Raw genomic sequence first — 19,956 nt, forward strand, 5'->3', positions numbered from 1 at the left:
CACGCCGGTGCACACGCCATTGGCCTAACCGGAAAACCACACCGATGTACAGCACCGCATTCTTAGATCTGCCTCCCATGCAAGCCGTGTCCGGCGAGGTCCACCTGCCCGGCTCCAAGAGCATTTCCAACCGCGTGCTGCTGCTGGCCGCGCTGAGCCGTGGCACCACCACCGTGCATGACCTGCTGGCCTCCGACGACACCCGGGTGATGCTGGACGCGCTGCGCCAGATCGGCTGCGTGGTGGACGAAACCGGGGGCAGCACTGTGTGCATTACCGGTCTGGGTGGCCGTGCACCGCTGTCGCCCGCCAAACTCTTCATGGGCAACGCGGGCACCGCCATGCGACCCCTGACGGCAGCCCTGGCGCTGCTGGGCGGCGAATTCGAACTGTCTGGTGTGCCGCGCATGCACGAGCGCCCGATTGGCGATCTGGTCGATGCGCTGCGCCAGCTCGGTTGCCAGATCGACTACCTGGGCAACGACGGCTACCCCCCGCTGCGTATTGCCCACGCCCAAGGTGTTCCAGCATTGGCGCTGTCCGCACCGATCCGCGTGCGCGGCGATGTGTCCAGCCAATTCCTCACCGCGCTGCTCATGGCACTGCCCTTGGCCGCCGCCACGCAGGCGGTGGTGATCGAGGTCATGGGCGAGCTGATATCCAAGCCCTACATCGCCATCACCCTGCAGTTGCTGGCGCGCTTCGGCATCGTGGTCGAGCACCAGAACTGGCAGCGCTTCACGATTGCCGCAGGCAGCCGCTTCCAGTCTCCCGGCGATATCCATGTAGAAGCCGACGCATCATCCGCTAGCTATTTCATAGCCCTTGGCGCAATCGCATCAGGCTCTAACAACCAAAAAGAGATAAAAATTCAGGGCGTGGGCCTGGATTCGATCCAGGGCGACATCCGCTTTGTCGAAGCGGCCCGGGCCATGGGCGCGGTGGTCACAGGGGGCCCCAACTGGCTGCAGATCGAACGCGGCGCGTGGCCCTTGCAAGCCATTGACCTGGATTGCAACCACATCCCAGACGCGGCCATGACCCTGGCCGTGATGGCGTTGTACGCCAACGGCACCACTACGCTGCGCAACATCGCCAGTTGGCGCGTGAAGGAAACCGACCGCATCGCCGCCATGGCCACCGAGCTGCGCAAGCTCGGCGCCACCGTGGAGGACGGTGCGGACTTCATCCGCATCACCCCGCCGGCACGCGGAGAAGATTGGAAAGCCGCCAGCATCCACACCTATGACGACCACCGCGTCGCCATGTGCTTCTCGCTGGCGGCATTCAATCCGGCAGGCCTGCCCGTGCGCATCGAGGACCCGAAGTGCGTCGCCAAGACCTTTCCGGACTATTTCGAGGCCCTGTTCTCGGTGGCCCAGGTTGCCAGCACACGCATTCCGGTGATCTGCATCGACGGCCCCACCGCCTCGGGCAAGGGCACGGTGGCGGCGGCCGTGGCGCAGCGGCTGGGTTACCGATTCCTGGACTCTGGCGCCATGTACCGCATCACCGCGCTGGCCGCATTGCGGGCTGGCCTGGCCATCGATGCGGACCACGAAGCGCGCATTGCCGCCATGGCCCAGACCCTGCCCGTGCGCTTTGAAAGTGACCGCGTGTGGCTCGGCAGCGACGACGTGACCGATGCCATCCGCACCGAAGAAGCCGGCATGAACGCGTCCCGCGTGTCCGCCTTGCCGGCCGTGCGCGCCGCTCTGGTGGATCTGCAACACAGCTTTCGGCGCCTGCCAGGGCTGGTAGCCGATGGCCGCGACATGGGCACCGTGATCTTCCCGGACGCCCCTTTGAAGGTGTATCTGACGGCCAGCGCCGCCTGCCGCGCCGAGCGCCGTTACAAACAATTGATTTCAAAGGGTTTTTCGGCTAATATCGAAGACCTTCGCGCAGATCTTGAAGCGCGCGACGCAAAGGATACTTCCCGCAGCGTCGCACCCCTCAAGCCCGCGCAAGACGCTCTGGTCCTGGACAACTCCACCTTGACGATTGATGAAGCCGTCAATCAGGTGTTGTCTTGGTGGCAAGAGCGCCAGCCTTTCGCAGCCTCTGCGCAAGGCTGAAACGTGCGGGGCCCTTATTAAAATTTTGGCCCCCGGGCAAAGCCGAAAGGCGCTGCCACAGGCCCATGCAACCCTTCTCGCGCGCCAGCGCACAGGTTGCCTGGATCGATAACCTAACCCGCGGTTCTACCGCAAAAAACCACCGCAAGCAGCTATAAAAACGACAGCAACGGTGCTGCCGGAATCCTGTTTGTGGCAAGGAAACACATGTCCGAATCTTTTGCCGCCCTTTTTGAAGAATCCTTGCAGCGCACGGAAATGCGCCCAGGCGAAGTCATCACCGCTGAAGTCGTGCGCGTCGAGCACAACTTCGTGGTCGTGAACGCTGGCCTCAAGTCCGAAGCCTACGTGCCGCTGGAAGAGTTCAAGAACGACAAGGGCGAAGTCGAAGTCCAAGTGGGTGACTTCGTCTCGGTGGCCATTGGCTCCATCGAAAACGGCTACGGCGACACCATCCTGTCGCGTGACACCGCCAAGCGTCTGGCTTCCTGGATGAGCCTGGAAAAGGCCCTGGAATCCGGCGAATTCGTCACTGGCACGACCAGCGGCAAGGTCAAGGGCGGCCTGACCGTTCTGGTCAACGGCATCCGCGCATTCCTGCCCGGTTCGCTGATCGATACCCGTCCGATCAAGGATCTGACGCCGTACGAAAACAAGACCATGGAATTCAAGGTCATCAAGCTCGACCGCAAGCGCAACAACGTGGTACTGAGCCGCCGCGCTGTGGTGGAAGCCTCCATGGGCGAAGAGCGCGCCAAGCTGATGGAAACCCTGAAGGAAGGCTCCATCGTTCAAGGCGTGGTCAAGAACATCACCGAATACGGTGCGTTCGTGGACCTGGGCGGTATCGACGGCCTGCTGCACATCACCGACATGGCATGGCGTCGCGTGCGTCACCCATCCGAAGTGGTGACTGCTGGCCAAGAAATCACCGCCAAGATCCTGAAGTTCGACACCGAAAAGAACCGTGTCTCGCTGGGTCTGAAGCAAATGGGCGACGACCCATGGATGGGCGTGAACCGCCGCTACCCACAATCGACCCGCCTGTTCGGCAAGATCACGAACATTGCCGACTACGGCGCGTTCGTCGAACTCGAACCCGGCATCGAAGGCCTGGTGCACGTGTCTGAAATGGACTGGACCAACAAGAACATCGCTCCCGCCAAGCTGGTTTCGCTGGGCGACGAAGTCGAAGTCATGGTTCTGGAAATCGACGAAGACAAGCGCCGTATCAGCCTGGGCATGAAGCAGTGCAAGGCCAACCCATGGCAAGAATTCGCCCAGGATACCAAGCGCGGCGACCGCGTCAAGGGTCCTATCAAGTCGATCACCGACTTCGGTGTGTTCGTGGGCCTGGCTGCCGGCATCGACGGCCTGGTGCACTTGTCTGACCTGTCTTGGAACGAAGCTGGCGAAGCCGCCGTGCGTAACTACAAGAAGGGCCAGGAAGTCGAAGCCATCGTGTTGGCTGTGGACGTGGACCGCGAACGCATCTCGCTGGGCATCAAGCAGCTCGACGGCGACCCGTTCACCACCTTCGTGACCGTGAACGACAAGGGCCAGACGGTGACCGGCAAGGTCAAGACCGTGGACGCCCGTGGCGCTGAAATCGACCTCGGCGAAGACATCGTGGGCTACCTGCGCGCTTCGGAAATCTCCCGCGACCGCGTGGAAGATGCCCGCAACGTGCTCAAGGAAGGCGACGAAGTCACCGCTGTGGTGGTCAATGTGGATCGCAAGACCCGCAACATCCAGCTGTCGATCAAGCAAAAGGACATGGCTGACGAACAAGGCGCCATGGCCAACCTGAGCCAGCAGTCGAGCCGCGAAAGCGCCGGCACGACCAGCCTGGGCGCCCTGCTGCGCGCCAAGCTGGACAACTCGGAAAAGTAAAGCGCTGACCCGTTAAACGGTCAGACAGCGGGCGCCTTGTGCGCCCGCTTTTCTTTCAGCCCCTGATTCCCCGCCATGCCCCAAGATTCCATGACCCGCTCCGACCTCGTTGAAGAACTGGCCGCCCGCTTTGGTCAGCTGACGCACCGCGATGCCGAATTTGCCGTCAAGACCATTCTGGACGCCGTGGGCGATGCCCTGGTGCGGGGGCACCGCATCGAGATCCGGGGCTTTGGCAGTTTTTCGGTGAACCACCGCCCTCCCCGCATGGGCCGCAATCCGCGCAGTGGCGAGGCCGTGGCCATTCCGGAAAAGCGCGTGCCGCATTTCAAGCCAGGAAAGGCACTGCGCGAATCCGTGGACCAGCGAACGGCAGAACTGGAAAAAGGTCTTTGACAGACTTTCGCTTCAAATTTAATAGCTGCTAGCGCTTTATGGATAAGCGCTAGCGGCATAAATCATGCCTAAACCATGAATGACCTGCGCCGCGCACCGTTGCAGCCGAGTCCCATGGCCAAGCTCTTAGAATCTTCCCACCACCGGGGAGCTCCATGAAATACCTCCTGTGGCTGCTCAAGGCAGCCATTTTTTTTACGCTGTTTGCGTTTGCGCTGAACAACCAGCAAGACGCCACCGTGCATTTTTTCTTTGGCACGCAGTGGCGGGCGCCGTTGGTGCTGGTGGTGCTGACCGCGTTTGCTGCCGGCCTCGCGGTGGGCGTTCTGGGCATGGTGCCCCGCTGGTGGAAGCACCGCCGGGCCGCGCGCCGCGCCGATGTATCCGCAAAACTGTCGCCCACACCCGCAGCGCCCGCGCCTGCCGCCCCGCCCTCCCCTGTCGAGATGCCGCCCCCTCATGGAATTTGATATCAGCTGGATCCTGCTGGGCTTGCCCCTGGCCTTTGTGCTTGGCTGGCTGGCATCGCGCTTTGACCTGCGCCAGCTGCGTGCGGAAAACCGCCGTGCTCCCAAGGCCTATTTCAAGGGGCTGAACTTTCTGCTCAACGAGCAGCAGGACCAGGCCATTGATGCCTTCATCGAAGCGGTACAGAACGACCCCGACACCTCTGAACTGCACTTTGCCCTCGGCAACCTGTTTCGCCGCCGGGGCGAATACGACCGTGCGGTGCGGGTGCACGAACACCTGCTGTCGCGCGGCGACCTGTCCCGCGCCGACCGGGAGCGCGCCCAATACGCGCTGGCGCTCGACTTTCTGAAAGCCGGCCTGCTCGACCGGGCCGAAGCGGCGCTGAGCCAGCTGGAAGGCACACCGTTCGAGAGCCAGGCCCGCCTTGCCTTGCTGGCCATCTACGAACGTTCGCGCGACTGGCCCCACGCCGCCGGCATTGCCCGCAAGATGCACGACGCCAGCCAGGGCGATTTCAGCACCCGTCAGGCGCATTACCTGTGCGAACAGGCGCAAGCCTGCATTGCCAGCAACGACCGCGCTGGCGCACTGGCCCTGCTCAATCAGGCAGTGGACACCGCGCCCGACGCTGCCCGCGCCCGCATCGACCTCGCCCGGCTGCAGCAGCTGATGGGTGACACCGGTGCAGCCCTGGGCACCCTGCAGGCGCTCAGCCGGCTGTCTCCCGCCGCGCTGCCCCTGGCCACGCCCCTGATGGTCGAAGCGGCCATCGCAGCGGGCACAGTGCCGGAGATGCAGGCATTGCTGCAAGCACACTACGCCGAGGCGCCTTCGCTGGATGTTCTGGAAGGCATCGTGGCCTTGCAGGCCCTTGACACCAAGGCCCCGGGCACAGCGCGGCAGTGGTATGTCCGGCATCTGGACAAGGAAAAATCCCTGGTGGCGGCCGCCAAGTGGCTGGCGCAGGAAAAGCTGGAGCACGAAGAGTTCCACCCCCAGGTGCAGCGCGCGCTCGACCACGCCGTCAAGCCACTCACACGCTACCGCTGCGCGGCCTGCGGCTTCGAGGCCCGCCAGCATTTCTGGCAATGTCCGGGCTGCCAGACCTGGGACAGCTACCCGGCGCGCCGGGTGGAAGAGCTCTGAACCGGCTGCACAGGCAGGCGGTCAGCCAGCGTGCGCGGCGTGCACCGCTATGATGCGCGGGCGATTTCATCGCTCCGTTTCATCCACTAGGAGTTCATCCGTGTTGAAAAAAATTCTGACCACCGTTGCCATGCTGTATGCCGCCGCCGCGTTTGCAGCGGTCGATGTGAACAAGGCCACAGCCGCTGAACTGGACGGCATCAAGGGTATTGGCCCGGGCATGTCCGGAAAAATCATTGACGAGCGCAAAAATGGAGCGTTCAAGGACTGGAACGACTTCATCCAGCGGGTGCGCGGCGTGGGCGAAACCAATGCCGGCAAATTTTCTGCCGAAGGGATGACGGTGAACGGCCGCGGCTTCAAAGCCTCTGCCGCCGCAGCCCCCACACAGGCCGCTCCTGGCGCTCCTGGCGCTCCTGGCGCTCCTGGCGCTCCTGGCGCTCCCAAAAAATAAGCATCCCACGCACGCGCAAAGCCCGCTGCGGCGGGTTTTCTTTTTGGGACAGGCGCAGCGGGCAAAAGCCCGGGCAGGTATGGTCTTTTCCCTGACGGGATCGGACCGGCCCGTAAAATTATCTGCGCATGCCCCTGATCACCCTCATTCTTCTTCCCTTCATCGGCAGCTTCCTTGCGGCGGTCCTGCCCGCCAACGCCCGCAACACCGAATCGACGGTCGCCGGGCTGATTGCCCTGTTCTGCACCGTGCAGACAGCGCTCTACTTTCCCCAGATCGCCAACGGCGGCGTGCTGCGCCAGGAGATCGAATGGCTGCCTGCACTGGGGCTGAACCTGGTCATCCGCATGGATGGCTTTGCCTGGATGTTCTGCATGCTGGTGCTGGGCATCGGCGCACTGGTGGTGCTGTATGCGCGCTACTACCTGTCGCCCGCCGACCCGGTGCCGCGCTTCTTCGCGTTTTTTCTGGCTTTCATGGGGGCGATGACCGGTGTGGTGCTGGCGGGCAACATCATCCAGCTGGCGCTCTTCTGGGAGCTGACCAGTCTGTTCTCGTTCCTGCTGATCGGCTACTGGCACCACCGGCGCGACGCACGGCGCGGCGCACGCATGGCGCTCACCGTGACCGGCACGGGCGGCCTGTGCCTGCTGGGCGGCATGCTGGTCATCGGCCACATCGTGGGCAGCTACGACCTCGATCATGTGCTCGCCGCCGGCCAGCAGGTGCGCGACCACCCGCTGTACCTCACGGCCCTGGTCCTGCTGCTGCTGGGCGCCTTCACCAAGAGCGCGCAGTTTCCGTTTCACTTCTGGCTGCCCAATGCCATGGCCGCGCCCACGCCTGTTTCGGCCTATCTGCACTCGGCCACCATGGTCAAGGCCGGCGTCTTTTTGCTGGCCCGCATGTGGCCGGTGATGGGCGGCACCGAGCCCTGGTTCTGGCTGGTGGGTGGCACGGGCCTGGCCACGCTGCTGGTGGGCGGCTATGCCGCGATGTTCCAGAACGACCTCAAGGCCCTGCTCGCCTATTCGACCATTTCGCACCTGGGCCTCATCACCCTGCTGCTGGGGCTGAACAGCCCGCTGGCTGCCGTGGCGGCCGTGTTTCACACCATGAACCACGCCACCTTCAAGGCGTCGCTGTTCATGGCCGCCGGCATCGTGGACCACGAAAGCGGCACGCGCGACATCCGACGCCTGTCGGGGCTGCGCACCATGATGCCCATCACCGCCACGCTGGCCATGGTGGCCAGTGCGGCGATGGCGGGCGTGCCGCTGCTCAATGGTTTTCTGTCCAAAGAGATGTTCTTCGCCGAGACGGTGTTTGTGGACGCCACGCCGCTGGTGGGTTTCGTGCTGCCCATTGCCGCCACCGTGGCGGGCATGTTCAGCGTGGCGTATTCGCTGCGCTTCACGGTCGATGTGTTCTTTGGCCCACCGGCTACCGACCTGCCTCGCACACCGCACGAACCGCCGCACTGGATGCGCGTGCCGGTCGAATTGCTGGTGCTGGTATGCCTGGTGGTGGGCATGCTGCCGGCATGGTCTGTGGGTCGCTTTCTGGATGCAGCGGCAAGGCCGGTGGTGGGCGGGGAGCTTCCGGCCTTCAGCCTCGCGGTGTGGCACGGTTTCAACACGCCCTTCATCATGAGCCTGGTGGCCCTGGGCTGCGGCATCGTGCTGTACTTGGCGCTGCGGGCGCTGCGCGCCGCCGGCCAGGTGGATGCGCCGCCGCTCATGCACCACATCCAGGGGCGGCGCCTGTTTGACGGTGGCCTGGCACTGGTCACGCAGATGGGGCGCAACGGCAGGCGCATGCTGTCCACCCAGCGCCTGCAGTGGCAGATGCTGTGGCTGGTTTGCGCAGCGCTGGCCGCTGGCGCCTTGCCGCTGTGGAGCCAGGGCATGCAGCTGGGCCAGCGCAGCATGCTGCCGCTGTCGCCCGCGTTCGTGCTGCTCTGGGCCGTGGGCATGGTCTGCGCGGTGGCGGCCGCATGGCAGGCCAAGTACCACCGGCTGGCGGCGCTGACGCTGGCGGGCGGGGCAGGGCTTTGCACCTGCATCACCTTCCTGTGGTTTTCGGCACCCGACCTGGCACTGACACAGATCGTGGTCGAGATCGTGACCACGGTGCTCATCCTGCTGGGCCTGCGCTGGCTGCCCAAACGCGATGAAACCCTGCGCGTTGCCACCTCTGCCGAGCAGGCCACCACCCGCTGGCGCCGCCAGCGCGACATGGCGCTGGCGCTGGCAGCCGGCGGCGGCATGGCCTGGCTGGCTTTTGCCATGATGAGTCGCCCATTTCCCGACAGCACTTCAACGTTCTTCCTGGAAAACGCGCTCGGCCAGGGCGGCGGCACCAACGTGGTCAACGTGATGCTGGTGGATTTTCGCGGCTTTGACACCTTTGGCGAAATCGTGGTGCTGGGCGTGGTGGCCCTCACCGTATATGCATTGCTGCGGCGCTTTCGCCCCGCGCGCGAAACGATGGACCTGCCCGAGCAGCAGCGCAACATGCCCGCCGACCTGCAGACCGACCTGCTCAATCCGCGCCACGCCACCGACACCGCCGTAGGCTACCTGATGGTGCCTGCCGTGCTGGTGCGCCTGCTGCTGCCCTTTGCCACCGTGGTGGCGTTCTACCTGTTCATGCGCGGGCACAACGAGCCCGGAGGCGGCTTTGTGGCAGGGCTGGTGATCTCGGTGGCGCTGCTGCTGCAATACATCATCTCGGGCACGCACTGGGTCGAGGCCCATATGCCGCTGCTTCCCCGGCGCTGGATAGGGGCCGGCCTGCTGTTCGCCCTGGCCACGGGGCTTGGTGCCATCGTGCTGGGCTACCCATTTCTCACCAGCCACACCTTCCACCTGATATTGCCGCTGCTGGGCGACATCCATGTCGCCAGCGCCATGTTCTTTGACATCGGCGTGTTCACGCTCGTGGTGGGCTCCACCTTGCTGATCCTTACGGCCATTGCCCACCAATCGGTGCGCGGCCACCGCTACCACGCCCGCCTGGCAGAAGAAACGGCCGAGCGAGATGCCCCCCCAATCCCACAGGAGGCCACCCGCTGATGGAAATCGTTCTGGTCATCGCCATCGGCGTGCTCACGGGTTCGGGCGTGTGGCTGCTGCTGCGCCCGCGCACCTTCCAGGTCATCATGGGGCTGTCGCTGCTGTCGTATGCCGTCAACCTGTTCATCTTCAGCATGGGCCGACTGGGCCTGGTCATCGACAAGGAACCAGTGCTGCGGCCCGGCCTGCCGAACGATCTGGCGCACTATGCCGACCCCATGCCGCAGGCGCTGGTGCTCACCGCCATCGTGATCGGCTTTGCCATGACGGCCCTGTTCCTGGTGGTGCTGCTGGCCTCGCGCGGCATGTCGGGCACCGACCATGTGGACGGCAGCAGCGCCCGCGACGTGCAGGAGATGCCATGAGCGCCGCGCCGCATTGTGCGCACTTGCCGCACCGTACCCGCCCTGCAGCGCTGTGCACCGAGGCCATCCAATGACCGAAGGCCTGACCGCACTGCTGGTGCAAGCAACCTCGGCACTCATGCCGCACCTGATGCTTGCCCCCATCGCCCTGCCCCTGCTCACGGCCGCACTCATGCTGTTCATGCGCGAGGAGCGCCATCGCCTGAAGCTCACCGTCAACGTGCTGTCCACCGCAGTCGGACTGCTGGTGGCGCTGGCCCTGCTGCTGTGGTCCAACCAGCCCGGCGCCAGCAGCAGCATGGGCGTGTACCTGGCGGCCAACTGGCAGGCGCCGTTTGGCATCGTGCTGGCCTTGGACCGCCTCTCGGCCATGATGCTGGTCCTGACCAGCGTGGTTGCCCTGGCCGCCATCGTTTTTGCGGGCGCCCGCTGGCACCGCGCAGGCGTGCATTTCCACCCGCTGTTCCAGTTCCAGCTCATGGGCCTGGCGGGCGCGTTTCTCACGGCAGATCTGTTCAACCTGTTCGTGTTCTTCGAGATCATGCTGGCCGCGTCCTACGGCCTGCTGCTGCACGGCTCGGGCCGGCCACGCGTGCAGGCCGGGCTGCACTATATCGCCATCAACCTGGCCGCGTCCTCGCTGTTCCTGGTGGGCGTGTCGATGCTGTATGGCATCACCGGCACGCTGAACATGGCCGATCTGGCACAGATCATTCCGCTGGTGGCTACTGCCGACCGCGGCCTGCTGCACGCGGCGGCCGCCATCCTGGCCACGGCGTTTTTGATCAAGGCCGCCGTGTGGCCGCTCAACTTCTGGCTCGTGCCGGCCTACAGCGCCGCCACAGCGCCGGTGGGCGCACTGTTTGCGCTGATGACCAAGGTGGGCATCTACACCATCTTGCGACTGTGGACGCTGCTGTTCAGCAGCGAGGCCGGCGCCTCGGCCCTGTTTGGCAGCCTGTGGCTGATCGGCGGCGGCATGCTGACCATGGGCTTTGGTGCCGTGGGCATGTTGGGCTCGCAGCGACTGACGCACTTGGCCGGTTTTGCCGCCATCCTGTCGTCCGGCACCCTGCTGGCCGCTGCGGGCTTTGGCCAGAACCTGCTCACGGCCGGGCTGCTGTATTACCTGCCCAGCTCCACGCTGGCTGTCAGTGCCCTGTTCCTGACCGCCGACCTCATCGACCGCTGGCGCAACGACGGCGCCAGCTACGCGCCGTTCGAGCAACGCGACAACGCCCCCTTTCTCAACGCAGAGCTGGTTCCCACTGAGGGGCTGAACCTGGACGAGGACGAAGAAGTGCTGATCGGCCGCGTGATCCCCGCCGCCGCCGCCCTGCTGGGCCTGGCCTTTCTTGTCTGCACCCTGGTCATTGCCGGCCTGCCACCGCTGTCGGGCTTTGTCGGCAAGGTGGCCATGCTCAGCGCCCTGCTCAATCCGCTGGGCCTGGCTTCTTCGGCGGGAACCCAGCCGGGCGCGCCGGGCTGGACGCTGTTCGCCCTGATGATTGCCACCGGCCTGCTGGCACTGATTGCCCTCTCGCGGGCCGGCATCCGCCATTTCTGGGCCACGCATGACCGCAGCGCACCGCAGCTGCGCCTGCTGGAGGGCCTGCCCATCTTCGCCCTGCTGGCCCTGTGCATTGCACTGACCGTGATGGCCGGCCCCGTGATGCGATTCACCCAGGCCACGGCCGACGCCCTGCACTCGCCGGGCACCTACATTCGCGCCGTGATGCAGGCAAAACCCGTTCCCGGCCCGGTCACCCCGGACCCTGCCAATCTGCCCCAGGAGGCCCCATGAAGCGCCTGCTGCCCGCCCCCCTGCTGTCGGCTGCGCTGTTCGTACTATGGCTGCTGCTCAACCAGTCGCTCAGCGCCGGCAACCTGGTGCTGGCGCTGTTGCTCGCTTGGCTGATTCCGCTGTTCACGCGCGGGCTGCGGCCGTTGCCGGTGCGCATCCGCCGCCCCGGCACCGTGCTGCGGCTGGGCTTCACGGTGATGGCCGACACGGTGGCATCAAACATTGCCGTGGCGCGCCTGCTGCTTTCTCCGCGGCCACCGCGCCATGGCGCCAACTTTGTGCTTATTCCGCTCGAACTGCGCGACCCCAATGCGCTGGCCGTGCTGGCCATGATTGTCTGCATCACCCCCGGCACGGCCTGGGCCGAGCTCTCGCTGGACCGCTCCATGCTGATGCTGCACGCACTGGAGGTGGACGACCCGCAGACACTGATCGACCACGTCAAGCAGTGCTACGAGCGGCCGTTGATGGAGATTTTTGAATGAACCACCCCGTTCTTTCCTGGGCGCTGCCCATTGCCCTGTGCATGCTGGTGCTGGCCATGGTGTTTGCCCTGGTGCGGCTGCTCAAGGGCCCCTCGGCACAAGACCGCGTGCTGGCACTCGACTGCATGTACCTCAACGGCATGCTGCTGGCGCTGGTGCTGGGCATTCACTATGGCAGCAGCGCGTATTTTGAGGGGGCGCTGCTGATCGCGCTGTTCAGCTTCGTGGGCACCACGGCCATGGCCAAATTTCTGCTGCGCGGCGAGGTGATCGAATGACCGACGCTGCGCTGCCGCTGTGGGCAGAAATCACCATTGCAGTGCTGGTGCTGGCGGGAGCGGCGATTGCGCTGCTGGGCTCGTGGGGGTTGCTGCGCCTGAAAACCTATTTCGAGCGCGTGCACGCGCCGTCCATCATTGCCACCATGGGCTGCTGGTGCATCATGCACGGCACCATCGTGTATTTTTCGCTGCAGGGCGAGGGCCTGGCGCTGCACTCCCTGCTGATCGCGCTGTTCGTGGCCATCACGGTGCCAGTGACCAACATCTTCCTCATGCGCGCCGCCCTGTTCCGCGCGCGGCGCGCTGGCAGCAACGTGCCCCAGAGCCTGAGCCGTAGCACGGCCTCGGTCGAGCGCGATTCGTGATGGATTATTGGGCACATTCGCGCCCGTGTTCACTCCTGAATTTATAGCTTCTAGCGCTTTACCATCAAGCGCTAGCGGCACATTTCATTCATATTTTTCTCACGCCATACCAAACCCGCCGCCACCCGGTGTGTGGATCTCGAACACATCGCCCGGCTGCATCTCGGCCTGGCCGATGTGGCCGAGCAACTCCACACGACCATCGGCGCGCACCACCTTGTTGACGCCGGGCATTCCGGCCGTGCCACCGGCCATGCCGAACGCGCCGTTTTGGCGGCCGTTCGACAGGATGCTGGCCGTCATCGGCTCCAGAAAACGGATGCGCCGCACCCCGCCATTGCCACCCGCCCAGCGGCCGCCGCCACCCGAGTTGGCGCGAATGGCATAGCTTTCCAGCCGCACCGGAAATCGGAACTCAAGAACCTCGGGGTCGGTCAGGCGCGAATTGGTCATGTGGGTCTGCACCACGCTGGTACCGCCAAAACCGCCCACCAGGGCACCCGCGGCATCGAACACACCGCCCGCGCCACTGCCACCCGCAATGGTTTCGTAATACTGGTGGCGGGCGTTGCCGAACGTGAAGTTGTTCATGGTGCACTGCCCCGCCGCCATCAGGCCTAAAGCGCCATACAGCGCGTTGGTGATGCAGGTGGAGGTCTCCACATTGCCCGCCACCACTGAGGCTGGCGGGTTCGGGTTGAGCATGCTGCCCGGCGGGATGATGACGTTGAGCGGCTTCAGGCACCCGGCGTTGAGCGGAATGTCGTCGTCCACCAGCGTGCGGAACACATACAGCACCGCCGCCATGCACACTGCCGTGGGCGCGTTGAAGTTGTTGGTTTGCTGCGGGCTGGTGCCAGTGAAGTCGATGGTGGCACTGCGGCTCTTGGCATCCACCTTCACGGCCACGCTGATCTGCGCGCCGTTGTCCAGAGGCAGGGTGAACTGCCCGTCCTTCAGGCGCGTGATGACCCGGCGTACCGATTCTTCGGCGTTGTCCTGCACATGGCGCATGTAGGCCTGCACCACGTCCAGGCCAAACTCGGCCACCATGCGGCGCAGCTCTTGCTGGCCTTTTTCGTTGGCGGCGATCTGCGCGCGCAGATCGGCCATGTTCTGCTGCGGGTTGCGGCTGGGGTATTCGCCGCTTTCGAGCAGCGCAATCATCTCGCGTTCACGTAAGGTGCCGCGCTCGACCAGCTTCACGTTGTTGATCTGCACGCCCTCTTCCTCGATGCGCGTGGAGAACGGTGGCATGGAGCCCGGCGTGGTGCCGCCCACATCGGCATGGTGGCCCCGGCTGCCCACATAGAACGTGGGCTCGGCCTCGTCGGCGATGTAGACCGGCGTGATGACGGTGATGTCCGGCAGGTGCGTGCCACCGTGGTACGGGTCGTTGAGCACGAACACGTCGCCGGGCTGCATGCGGCCCGCGTTCTCGCGGATCACGGTCTTGATGCTCTCGCCCATCGAGCCCAGGTGCACGGGCATGTGGGGCGCGTTGGCAATCAGGTTGCCCTCGGCATCGAACAGCGCGCAGCTGAAGTCCAGCCGCTCCTTGATGTTCACCGAGTAGGCCGTGTTCTGCAGCTGCAGGCCCATTTGCTCGGCAATGTTCATGAACAGGTTGTTGAACACCTCCAGCAGCACCGGGTCCACCGTGGTGCCCACGGCATGCTGCACGGCGCGCGCCACGCGGCGGTTGAGCAGCAGATGGTCCAGGTCGGTCAGCTGCGCCCCCCAGCCGGGCTCGACGATGGTGGTGGCGTTTTTCTCGGCAATGATGGCCGGGCCGGAAATCACATCGCCGGGGCGCAAATCTTCGCGCACCACAAGGGCAGCGTCGTGCCACGCGGCAACGCCGTCCACGCCGCCGGTGTACATGCGCACGGTGCTGCGGCGCGGCACTTCGCGCGCGGGCTGCAGCGTGTGGCGTGGTTCCACCGGCGCATCGCCGGGCACCACGGCCTCGACCGATACGGCCTCCACCACCAGGCCCTTGCCCTGCATCAGGAAGGCAAAGCGCTGGCGGTAGGCAGCCTCGAACCCTGCGGTGATTTCAGCCAGCGAGCCAAACGGCACGATGAGGGCCGAATCGCTGCCCTCATAGCGCACATGCACGCGGCGGTGCACCACGGCTGTGCCCGCACCCACCTGCTGGCGCTCCAGCTCAGTGCGTGCGGTGGTGGCCAGTTGGTCCAGCGTCGCTTGGATGCCCGCGAGTGCGTCGGGCACCAGCGGGGTTTCGACCGCCTGCTCGCGGATCACATTCTGGTCGGCCAGGCCCATGCCGTAAGCGCTGAGCACGCCCGCCAACGGGTGCACAAACACGCGCGTCATGCCCAGCGCATCGGCCACCAAACACGCGTGCTGGCCACCCGCGCCGCCAAAACACTGCAGCGTGTAGCGCGTCACGTCATAGCCGCGCGCCACGCTGATTTTCTTGATGGCATTGGCCATCTGCTGCACGGCGATCTGGATAAAACCGTGGGCCACGTCTTCGGCGCTGCGGCCGGTCTGGGTGGCGAGGTCGCCAAACTTCTGCGCCACGGCGTCGCCATCGAGTGCCTCATTGGCTGCATGGCCAAACACTTTGGGGAAGTGCGCAGGCTGGATCTTGCCCACCATCACGTTCGCATCCGTCACAGCCAGCGGGCCGCCCCGGCGGTAGCTGGCGGGGCCGGGGTTGGCGCCTGCGCTCTCGGGGCCAACCCGGAAACGCGCGCCGTCAAACCCGAGGATGGAGCCGCCACCGGCCGCCACGGTGTGGATGCTCATCATGGGCGCGCGCATGCGCACGCCCGCCACCTGGGTCTCGAACTCGCGCTCGAACGCGCCCGCGTAGTGGCTCACGTCGGTGCTGGTGCCGCCCATGTCAAAACCGATGACCTTGTCGTGGCCCGCGAGCCCGGCGGTGCGTGCCATGCCAACGATGCCGCCCGCCGGGCCGCTCAAGATCGCGTCTTTGCCCTGGAACACCTGCGCGTCCGTGAGGCCGCCGGAGGACTGCATGAAGAACAGTTTCACGCCCGGCATCTCGCTCGCCACCTGGTCCACATAACGGCGCAGGATGGGCGACAGGTACGCATCGACCACCGTGGTGTCGCCCCGGCTCACCAGCTTCATCATGGGGCTGGTGGCGTGCGAGGCGCTCACCTGCGTAAAGCCGATTTCGCGCGCAATGCGGGCCGCAGCCTCCTCGTGCGCGGTGTACCGGTAGCCGTGCATGAACACGATGGCCGCGCTGCGCAGGCCCGCATCGAAGGCCGCCCACAGGCGCTCCTTGAGGTGGGCCTCGTCCAGCGGCTCGATCACCTCGCCGTGCGCGCCCATGCGTTCCTGCGCCTCGATCACGCGGCTGTACAGCAGCTCGGGCAGCACGATGTGCCGGTCAAACAGGCGCGGGCGGTTCTGGTAGGCGATGCGCAGCGCGTCCTTGAAGCCCTTGGTGGTAATGAGCAGGGTGGGCTCGCCCTTGCGCTCCAAGAGCGCGTTGGTGGCCACCGTGGTGCCCATCTTCACGCACTCCACCAGCTCGGGCGTCACGGGTTCGCCGGGCTTCAAACCGAGCAGGTGGCGGATGCCTGCGACAGCCGCGTCCTTGTACTGCTCGGGGTTCTCCGACAACAGCTTGTGCGTGACCAGCGTGCCGTCAGGCCGCTTTCCCACCACGTCGGTGAAGGTGCCGCCCCGGTCGATCCAGAACTGCCAGCGGGGAGAAAAAGACGTTTGAACGGGCATTGCTTGCTACTCAATTTATAGCTAATAGCGCTTTACACATAAGCGCCACAGCCATTTTTAACCAAAATTCAACCACCGCAATGCGGCAGCGCACATTGCCTGGTCGTACCTGCCCGAGAGCACACGCAGTAAACGGGCCAACTCGTCGATGTCGCGCTTGGGTGCGTCGCCGGCATGGAGCGGACCCATCAGGCAATGTCCGCGAATCTCACGGTAGCGCTGCACGGTTGGTGTCCGCATCGGCAGCGGCGAAGCTGCGTTCTTCTCTATTTTTTGCGAGGTTACAACACCGAAGGCCTGCCAGTTTCTGAGCGCTTCGTTCAGCAGCTGCGCTGACGAAACGACGGGGGCCGACGCATTGTTTGCACCGCCCGCAGACTTGCAGGAAAGCGCCTTGCAGCCTCCCATGGCACGGGATATGCATGCAGATTTTGCGGGCAAGTCGAAGGTGATTTTTCGACGTTCAGGCAAAACACTTACCCCCAAAGCCATCTACGTTCGATAGAGTGAATCCTCATATTTTTCAACATCCAACCCTGCGGAGCTAACCCATGAAGCGTCGAATCTTCCCCGTGACCGCACTCGCCCTCGCACTGACCGCGGGCTTTGCCGCCACTTCCGCCTTTGCGCAAACGAAATGGGATCTGGCCGCCGCCTACCCCGCCACCAACTTCCACACCGAAAACATGGTGCAACTGGCCAGCGACGTGGACAAGGCCACGGGTGGCAAGCTCAAGATCACGGTGCACGCCAACGCCGCGCTGTTCAAGGCCCCCGAAATCAAGCGCGCCGTGCAAGGCGGCCAGGCGCAGATGGGCGAAATCCTGCTCGCCAACTTCCAGAACGAATGGCAGCTGTTTGGCGTGGATGGTCTGCCCTTCCTGGCGGACAGCTATGACGCCTCCAAGAAGCTCTACGCTGCGCAAAAGCCCTTCCTGGAAAAGAAGCTGGCTGAACAAGGAATGATGCTGCTGTACGCGGTGGCCTGGCCTCCGCAAGGCATCTACACCAAGAAGCCGCTGGCTTCTGCCGCCGACCTCAAGGGCATCAAGTGGCGCGCCTACAGCCCCGCCACCGCACGCATCGCCGAACTGGTGGGTGCGCAGCCTGTGACGGTGCAAGCCGCCGAGTTCTCGCAGGCCCTGGCCACGGGCGTGGTCGAATCGACGATGACGTCGGGCGCCACCGGTGTGGACAGCAAGCTCTACGAGCAACTCAAGTACTACTACGACACCCAGGCCTGGCTGCCCAAGAACGCCATCCTGGTGAACAAGAAGGCGTTTGATGCGCTGGACAAACCCCTGCAGCAAGCCCTGCTCAAGGCGGGTGCCGACGCCGAAGCGCGCGGCTGGGCCAACAGCTCCAAGGTGAACACCGACACCGTGGCCAAGCTCAAGGCCAACGGCATGAACGTGGAAGCACCGCCTGCCGCGCTGAAGGCCGACATGGCCAAGGTGGGCGACACCATGCTCAAGGAATGGCTCGACAAGGCTGGCCCCGAAGGCAAGGCCCTGATCGACGCCTACCGCAAGTAAGCCCAGGCGCCCACACAAATGCGTCGTCTGCTGGACTTTCTGTACGACAGCGCCGCCGCCCTGGCGGCGCTTTTCATGGTCGGCTTGTTGGGGATGGTGCTGCTGTCCATTGCCAGCCGACAGTTCAACTTCCACGTGCCGGGCACGGACGCCTATGCGGGCTACCTGATGGCCGCAACGGGCTTCCTGGCGCTCGCCCACACCTTGAAGCGCGGCGAACACATCCGCGTCACGCTGCTGCTCAACTTTTTGAAGGGCGGCGCCAAGAAGGCGTTCGAGATCTGGGCACTGGCCATTGCCACCCTGCTGGCGCTGCTGTTTGCGGTGTACAGCTGCAAGCTGGCCTGGCAGTCGCACGAGTTCCACGACATCTCCACCAGCAACGACGCCACGCCGCTGTGGATTCCGCAAATCGCCATGGCTGTTGGCACCGTCATTTTGGCGATCGCATTCGTGGACGAACTGGTGCTGGAGATGATGGGCAAGCGCGTGGATGCCCCATCCGGCGAAGCATTGCGCAATGAATAAACCCGGCTCGACCTACCACCATGAGTGATCTCACCATAACCGGCCTGCTCATGCTGTCGCTGTTCCTGATTCTGGGCAGCGGCGTATGGATCGGGCTCACCCTCTCCGGCGTCGCCTGGATCGCCATGCAGCTGTTCTCGGCGCGCCCGGCGGGCGATGCGATGGCGGTGACCATCTGGGGCAGCGCCTCCAGCTGGACCCTCACGGCCCTGCCGCTGTTCATCTGGATGGGCGAAATCCTGTTCCGCACCCGGCTGTCGCAAGACATGTTCAAGGGCCTGGCTCCCTGGGTGCAGGCGCTGCCGGGCCGGCTGCTGCACACCAACGTGGTGGGCTGCACCATCTTTGCCGCTGTGTCCGGGTCGAGTGCCGCTACCTGCGCCACCATCGGCAAGATGACGCTGCCCGAGCTGACGCGCCGCGGCTACCCCGAGCACATGGTGGTGGGCACGCTGGCTGGGGCCAGCACGCTGGGCCTGTTGATCCCGCCGTCGATCATCATGATCGTGTACGGCGTGTCGGCCGAGGTATCGATCTCGCAGCTGTTCATTGCGGGCGTGCTGCCGGGCATTTTGCTGGCGGCACTGTTCTCGGGCTACATCATGCTGTGGGCACTGCGCCACCCCGAGCAGGTGCCTGCTGCCGACGTGCGCATGACCTTCATGCAAAAGCTGTCCGAATCGCGCAGCCTGATCCCCGTGGTGCTGCTGATCGCAGCCGTGCTGGGCAGCATTTACACCGGCTTTGCCACCGCCACCGAGGCAGCGGCTGTGGGCGTGGTGGGCTCGCTGGTGCTGTCGGCCGTGCAGGGCTCGATGACCTGGGGCACGTTCAAGGATTCGCTGATGGGCGCCACGCGCCTGTACTGCATGATCGCGCTGATCCTGGCGGGGGCCGCGTTCTTGACGCTGGCCATGGGCTACATCGGCCTGCCGCGCCATCTGGCCGAATGGATTGCGTCGCTGGGCCTGAACCAGGCCCAGCTCATCGTGGCGCTGGCGGTTTTTTACATCATCCTGGGCTGCTTTCTGGACGGCATCTCGATGGTCGTGCTGACCATGGGCGTGCTCATGCCCACGGTGCAGGCCGCCGGCATCGACACCATCTGGTTCGGCATCTTCATCGTGCTGGTGGTCGAGATGGCGCAGATCACGCCGCCCGTGGGCTTCAACCTGTTCGTGCTGCAGGGCATGACGGGGCGCCAGCTGCCCTGGATCGCGAAGGTGGCCATGCCCATGTTCCTGCTGATGTGTGGCGCCGTGGCGTTGATCTATGTCTTCCCCGGCATCGTGACCTGGCTGCCGCAGCAGATGTCTGCCCGCTGAACGCCGGGCGCG

The 19,956-nt window shown here is 64.7% G+C and carries 17 protein-coding genes; 15 read left to right on the forward strand and 2 right to left on the reverse strand.

Features of this window, described 5'->3' with window-relative positions; all coding sequences use genetic code 11:
• Positions 1–44 precede the first annotated feature (44 nt).
• The 12 genes from J8G26_RS11215 to mnhG all read left to right on the forward strand — a co-directional run bounded on the left by J8G26_RS11215 (position 45) and on the right by mnhG (position 12,815).
• Positions 45–2,078: a bifunctional 3-phosphoshikimate 1-carboxyvinyltransferase/cytidylate kinase gene (locus J8G26_RS11215; RefSeq protein ID WP_210568980.1), complete on the forward strand. Its 2,034-nt coding sequence runs from the start codon at positions 45–47 to the stop codon at positions 2,076–2,078.
• A 192-nt stretch (positions 2,079–2,270) separates the two neighbouring features.
• Positions 2,271–3,971, forward strand: coding sequence for a 30S ribosomal protein S1 (gene rpsA, locus J8G26_RS11220; protein ID WP_349238320.1), 1,701 nt, complete (start codon positions 2,271–2,273; stop codon positions 3,969–3,971).
• Between the two features lie 75 nt (positions 3,972–4,046).
• Positions 4,047–4,367: an integration host factor subunit beta gene (locus J8G26_RS11225; RefSeq protein WP_236748540.1), complete on the forward strand. Its 321-nt coding sequence runs from the start codon at positions 4,047–4,049 to the stop codon at positions 4,365–4,367.
• Positions 4,368–4,522: 155 nt separating this feature from the next.
• Positions 4,523–4,837: a LapA family protein gene (locus J8G26_RS11230; RefSeq protein WP_210568982.1), complete on the forward strand. Its 315-nt coding sequence runs from the start codon at positions 4,523–4,525 to the stop codon at positions 4,835–4,837.
• Complete coding sequence (lapB, locus tag J8G26_RS11235) at positions 4,827–5,984, forward strand: lipopolysaccharide assembly protein LapB (RefSeq protein WP_210568983.1); 1,158 nt, start codon at positions 4,827–4,829, stop codon at positions 5,982–5,984. Before J8G26_RS11230 ends, lapB begins: the two co-directional genes overlap by 11 nt.
• Positions 5,985–6,084: 100 nt before the next feature.
• Positions 6,085–6,438, forward strand: coding sequence for a helix-hairpin-helix domain-containing protein (locus J8G26_RS11240; RefSeq protein ID WP_210568984.1), 354 nt, complete (start codon positions 6,085–6,087; stop codon positions 6,436–6,438).
• A 128-nt stretch (positions 6,439–6,566) separates the two neighbouring features.
• Complete coding sequence (locus J8G26_RS11245) at positions 6,567–9,515, forward strand: monovalent cation/H+ antiporter subunit A (protein ID WP_210568985.1); 2,949 nt, start codon at positions 6,567–6,569, stop codon at positions 9,513–9,515.
• Positions 9,515–9,880 (forward strand): Na+/H+ antiporter subunit C, encoded by a 366-nt coding sequence (locus J8G26_RS11250; protein ID WP_210568986.1) that lies wholly within the window; start codon positions 9,515–9,517, stop codon positions 9,878–9,880. The genes J8G26_RS11245 and J8G26_RS11250 overlap by 1 nt, the downstream gene beginning before the upstream one ends.
• Before the next feature lie 70 nt (positions 9,881–9,950).
• Positions 9,951–11,684 (forward strand): monovalent cation/H+ antiporter subunit D, encoded by a 1,734-nt coding sequence (locus J8G26_RS11255; protein ID WP_210568987.1) that lies wholly within the window; start codon positions 9,951–9,953, stop codon positions 11,682–11,684.
• On the forward strand, positions 11,681–12,169 hold the full coding sequence (locus tag J8G26_RS11260; RefSeq protein WP_210568988.1) for a Na+/H+ antiporter subunit E: 489 nt from the start codon (positions 11,681–11,683) through the stop codon (positions 12,167–12,169). The genes J8G26_RS11255 and J8G26_RS11260 overlap by 4 nt, the downstream gene beginning before the upstream one ends.
• The gene (locus J8G26_RS11265) at positions 12,166–12,447 is read left to right on the forward strand and encodes a K+/H+ antiporter subunit F (protein WP_087745353.1); all 282 of its coding nucleotides are present in this window, start codon (positions 12,166–12,168) and stop codon (positions 12,445–12,447) included. The genes J8G26_RS11260 and J8G26_RS11265 overlap by 4 nt, the downstream gene beginning before the upstream one ends.
• Positions 12,444–12,815, forward strand: coding sequence for a monovalent cation/H(+) antiporter subunit G (gene mnhG, locus J8G26_RS11270; RefSeq protein WP_210568989.1), 372 nt, complete (start codon positions 12,444–12,446; stop codon positions 12,813–12,815). Before J8G26_RS11265 ends, mnhG begins: the two co-directional genes overlap by 4 nt.
• Positions 12,816–12,914: 99 nt before the next feature.
• On the opposite strand, the gene J8G26_RS11275 is transcribed toward mnhG, so the two are convergent.
• Both J8G26_RS11275 and J8G26_RS11280 read right to left on the reverse strand, forming a co-directional pair.
• Positions 12,915–16,556, reverse strand: a complete 3,642-nt coding sequence (locus J8G26_RS11275) for a hydantoinase B/oxoprolinase family protein (RefSeq protein ID WP_087745349.1) — start codon at positions 16,554–16,556, stop codon at positions 12,915–12,917.
• Between the two features lie 57 nt (positions 16,557–16,613).
• On the reverse strand, positions 16,614–17,048 hold the full coding sequence (locus tag J8G26_RS11280) for a hypothetical protein (protein WP_143218344.1): 435 nt from the start codon (positions 17,046–17,048) through the stop codon (positions 16,614–16,616).
• Between the two features lie 59 nt (positions 17,049–17,107).
• Between J8G26_RS11280 and J8G26_RS11285 the strand changes: the two genes are divergently transcribed.
• From J8G26_RS11285 to J8G26_RS11295, 3 genes are read left to right on the forward strand one after another with little or no spacing between them, the layout of a single operon-like run.
• Positions 17,108–18,091, forward strand: coding sequence for a TRAP transporter substrate-binding protein (locus tag J8G26_RS11285; RefSeq protein WP_087745345.1), 984 nt, complete (start codon positions 17,108–17,110; stop codon positions 18,089–18,091).
• 18 nt (positions 18,092–18,109) lie between these two features.
• Complete coding sequence (locus J8G26_RS11290; RefSeq protein WP_087745344.1) at positions 18,110–18,619, forward strand: TRAP transporter small permease subunit; 510 nt, start codon at positions 18,110–18,112, stop codon at positions 18,617–18,619.
• Between the two features lie 20 nt (positions 18,620–18,639).
• Positions 18,640–19,944, forward strand: coding sequence for a TRAP transporter large permease subunit (locus J8G26_RS11295; RefSeq protein WP_087745342.1), 1,305 nt, complete (start codon positions 18,640–18,642; stop codon positions 19,942–19,944).
• The last annotated feature ends 12 nt before the right edge of the window (positions 19,945–19,956 follow it).

This window comes from Acidovorax sp. JG5, assembly GCF_017939685.1.
Taxonomy (GTDB): domain Bacteria; phylum Pseudomonadota; class Gammaproteobacteria; order Burkholderiales; family Burkholderiaceae_C; genus Acidovorax.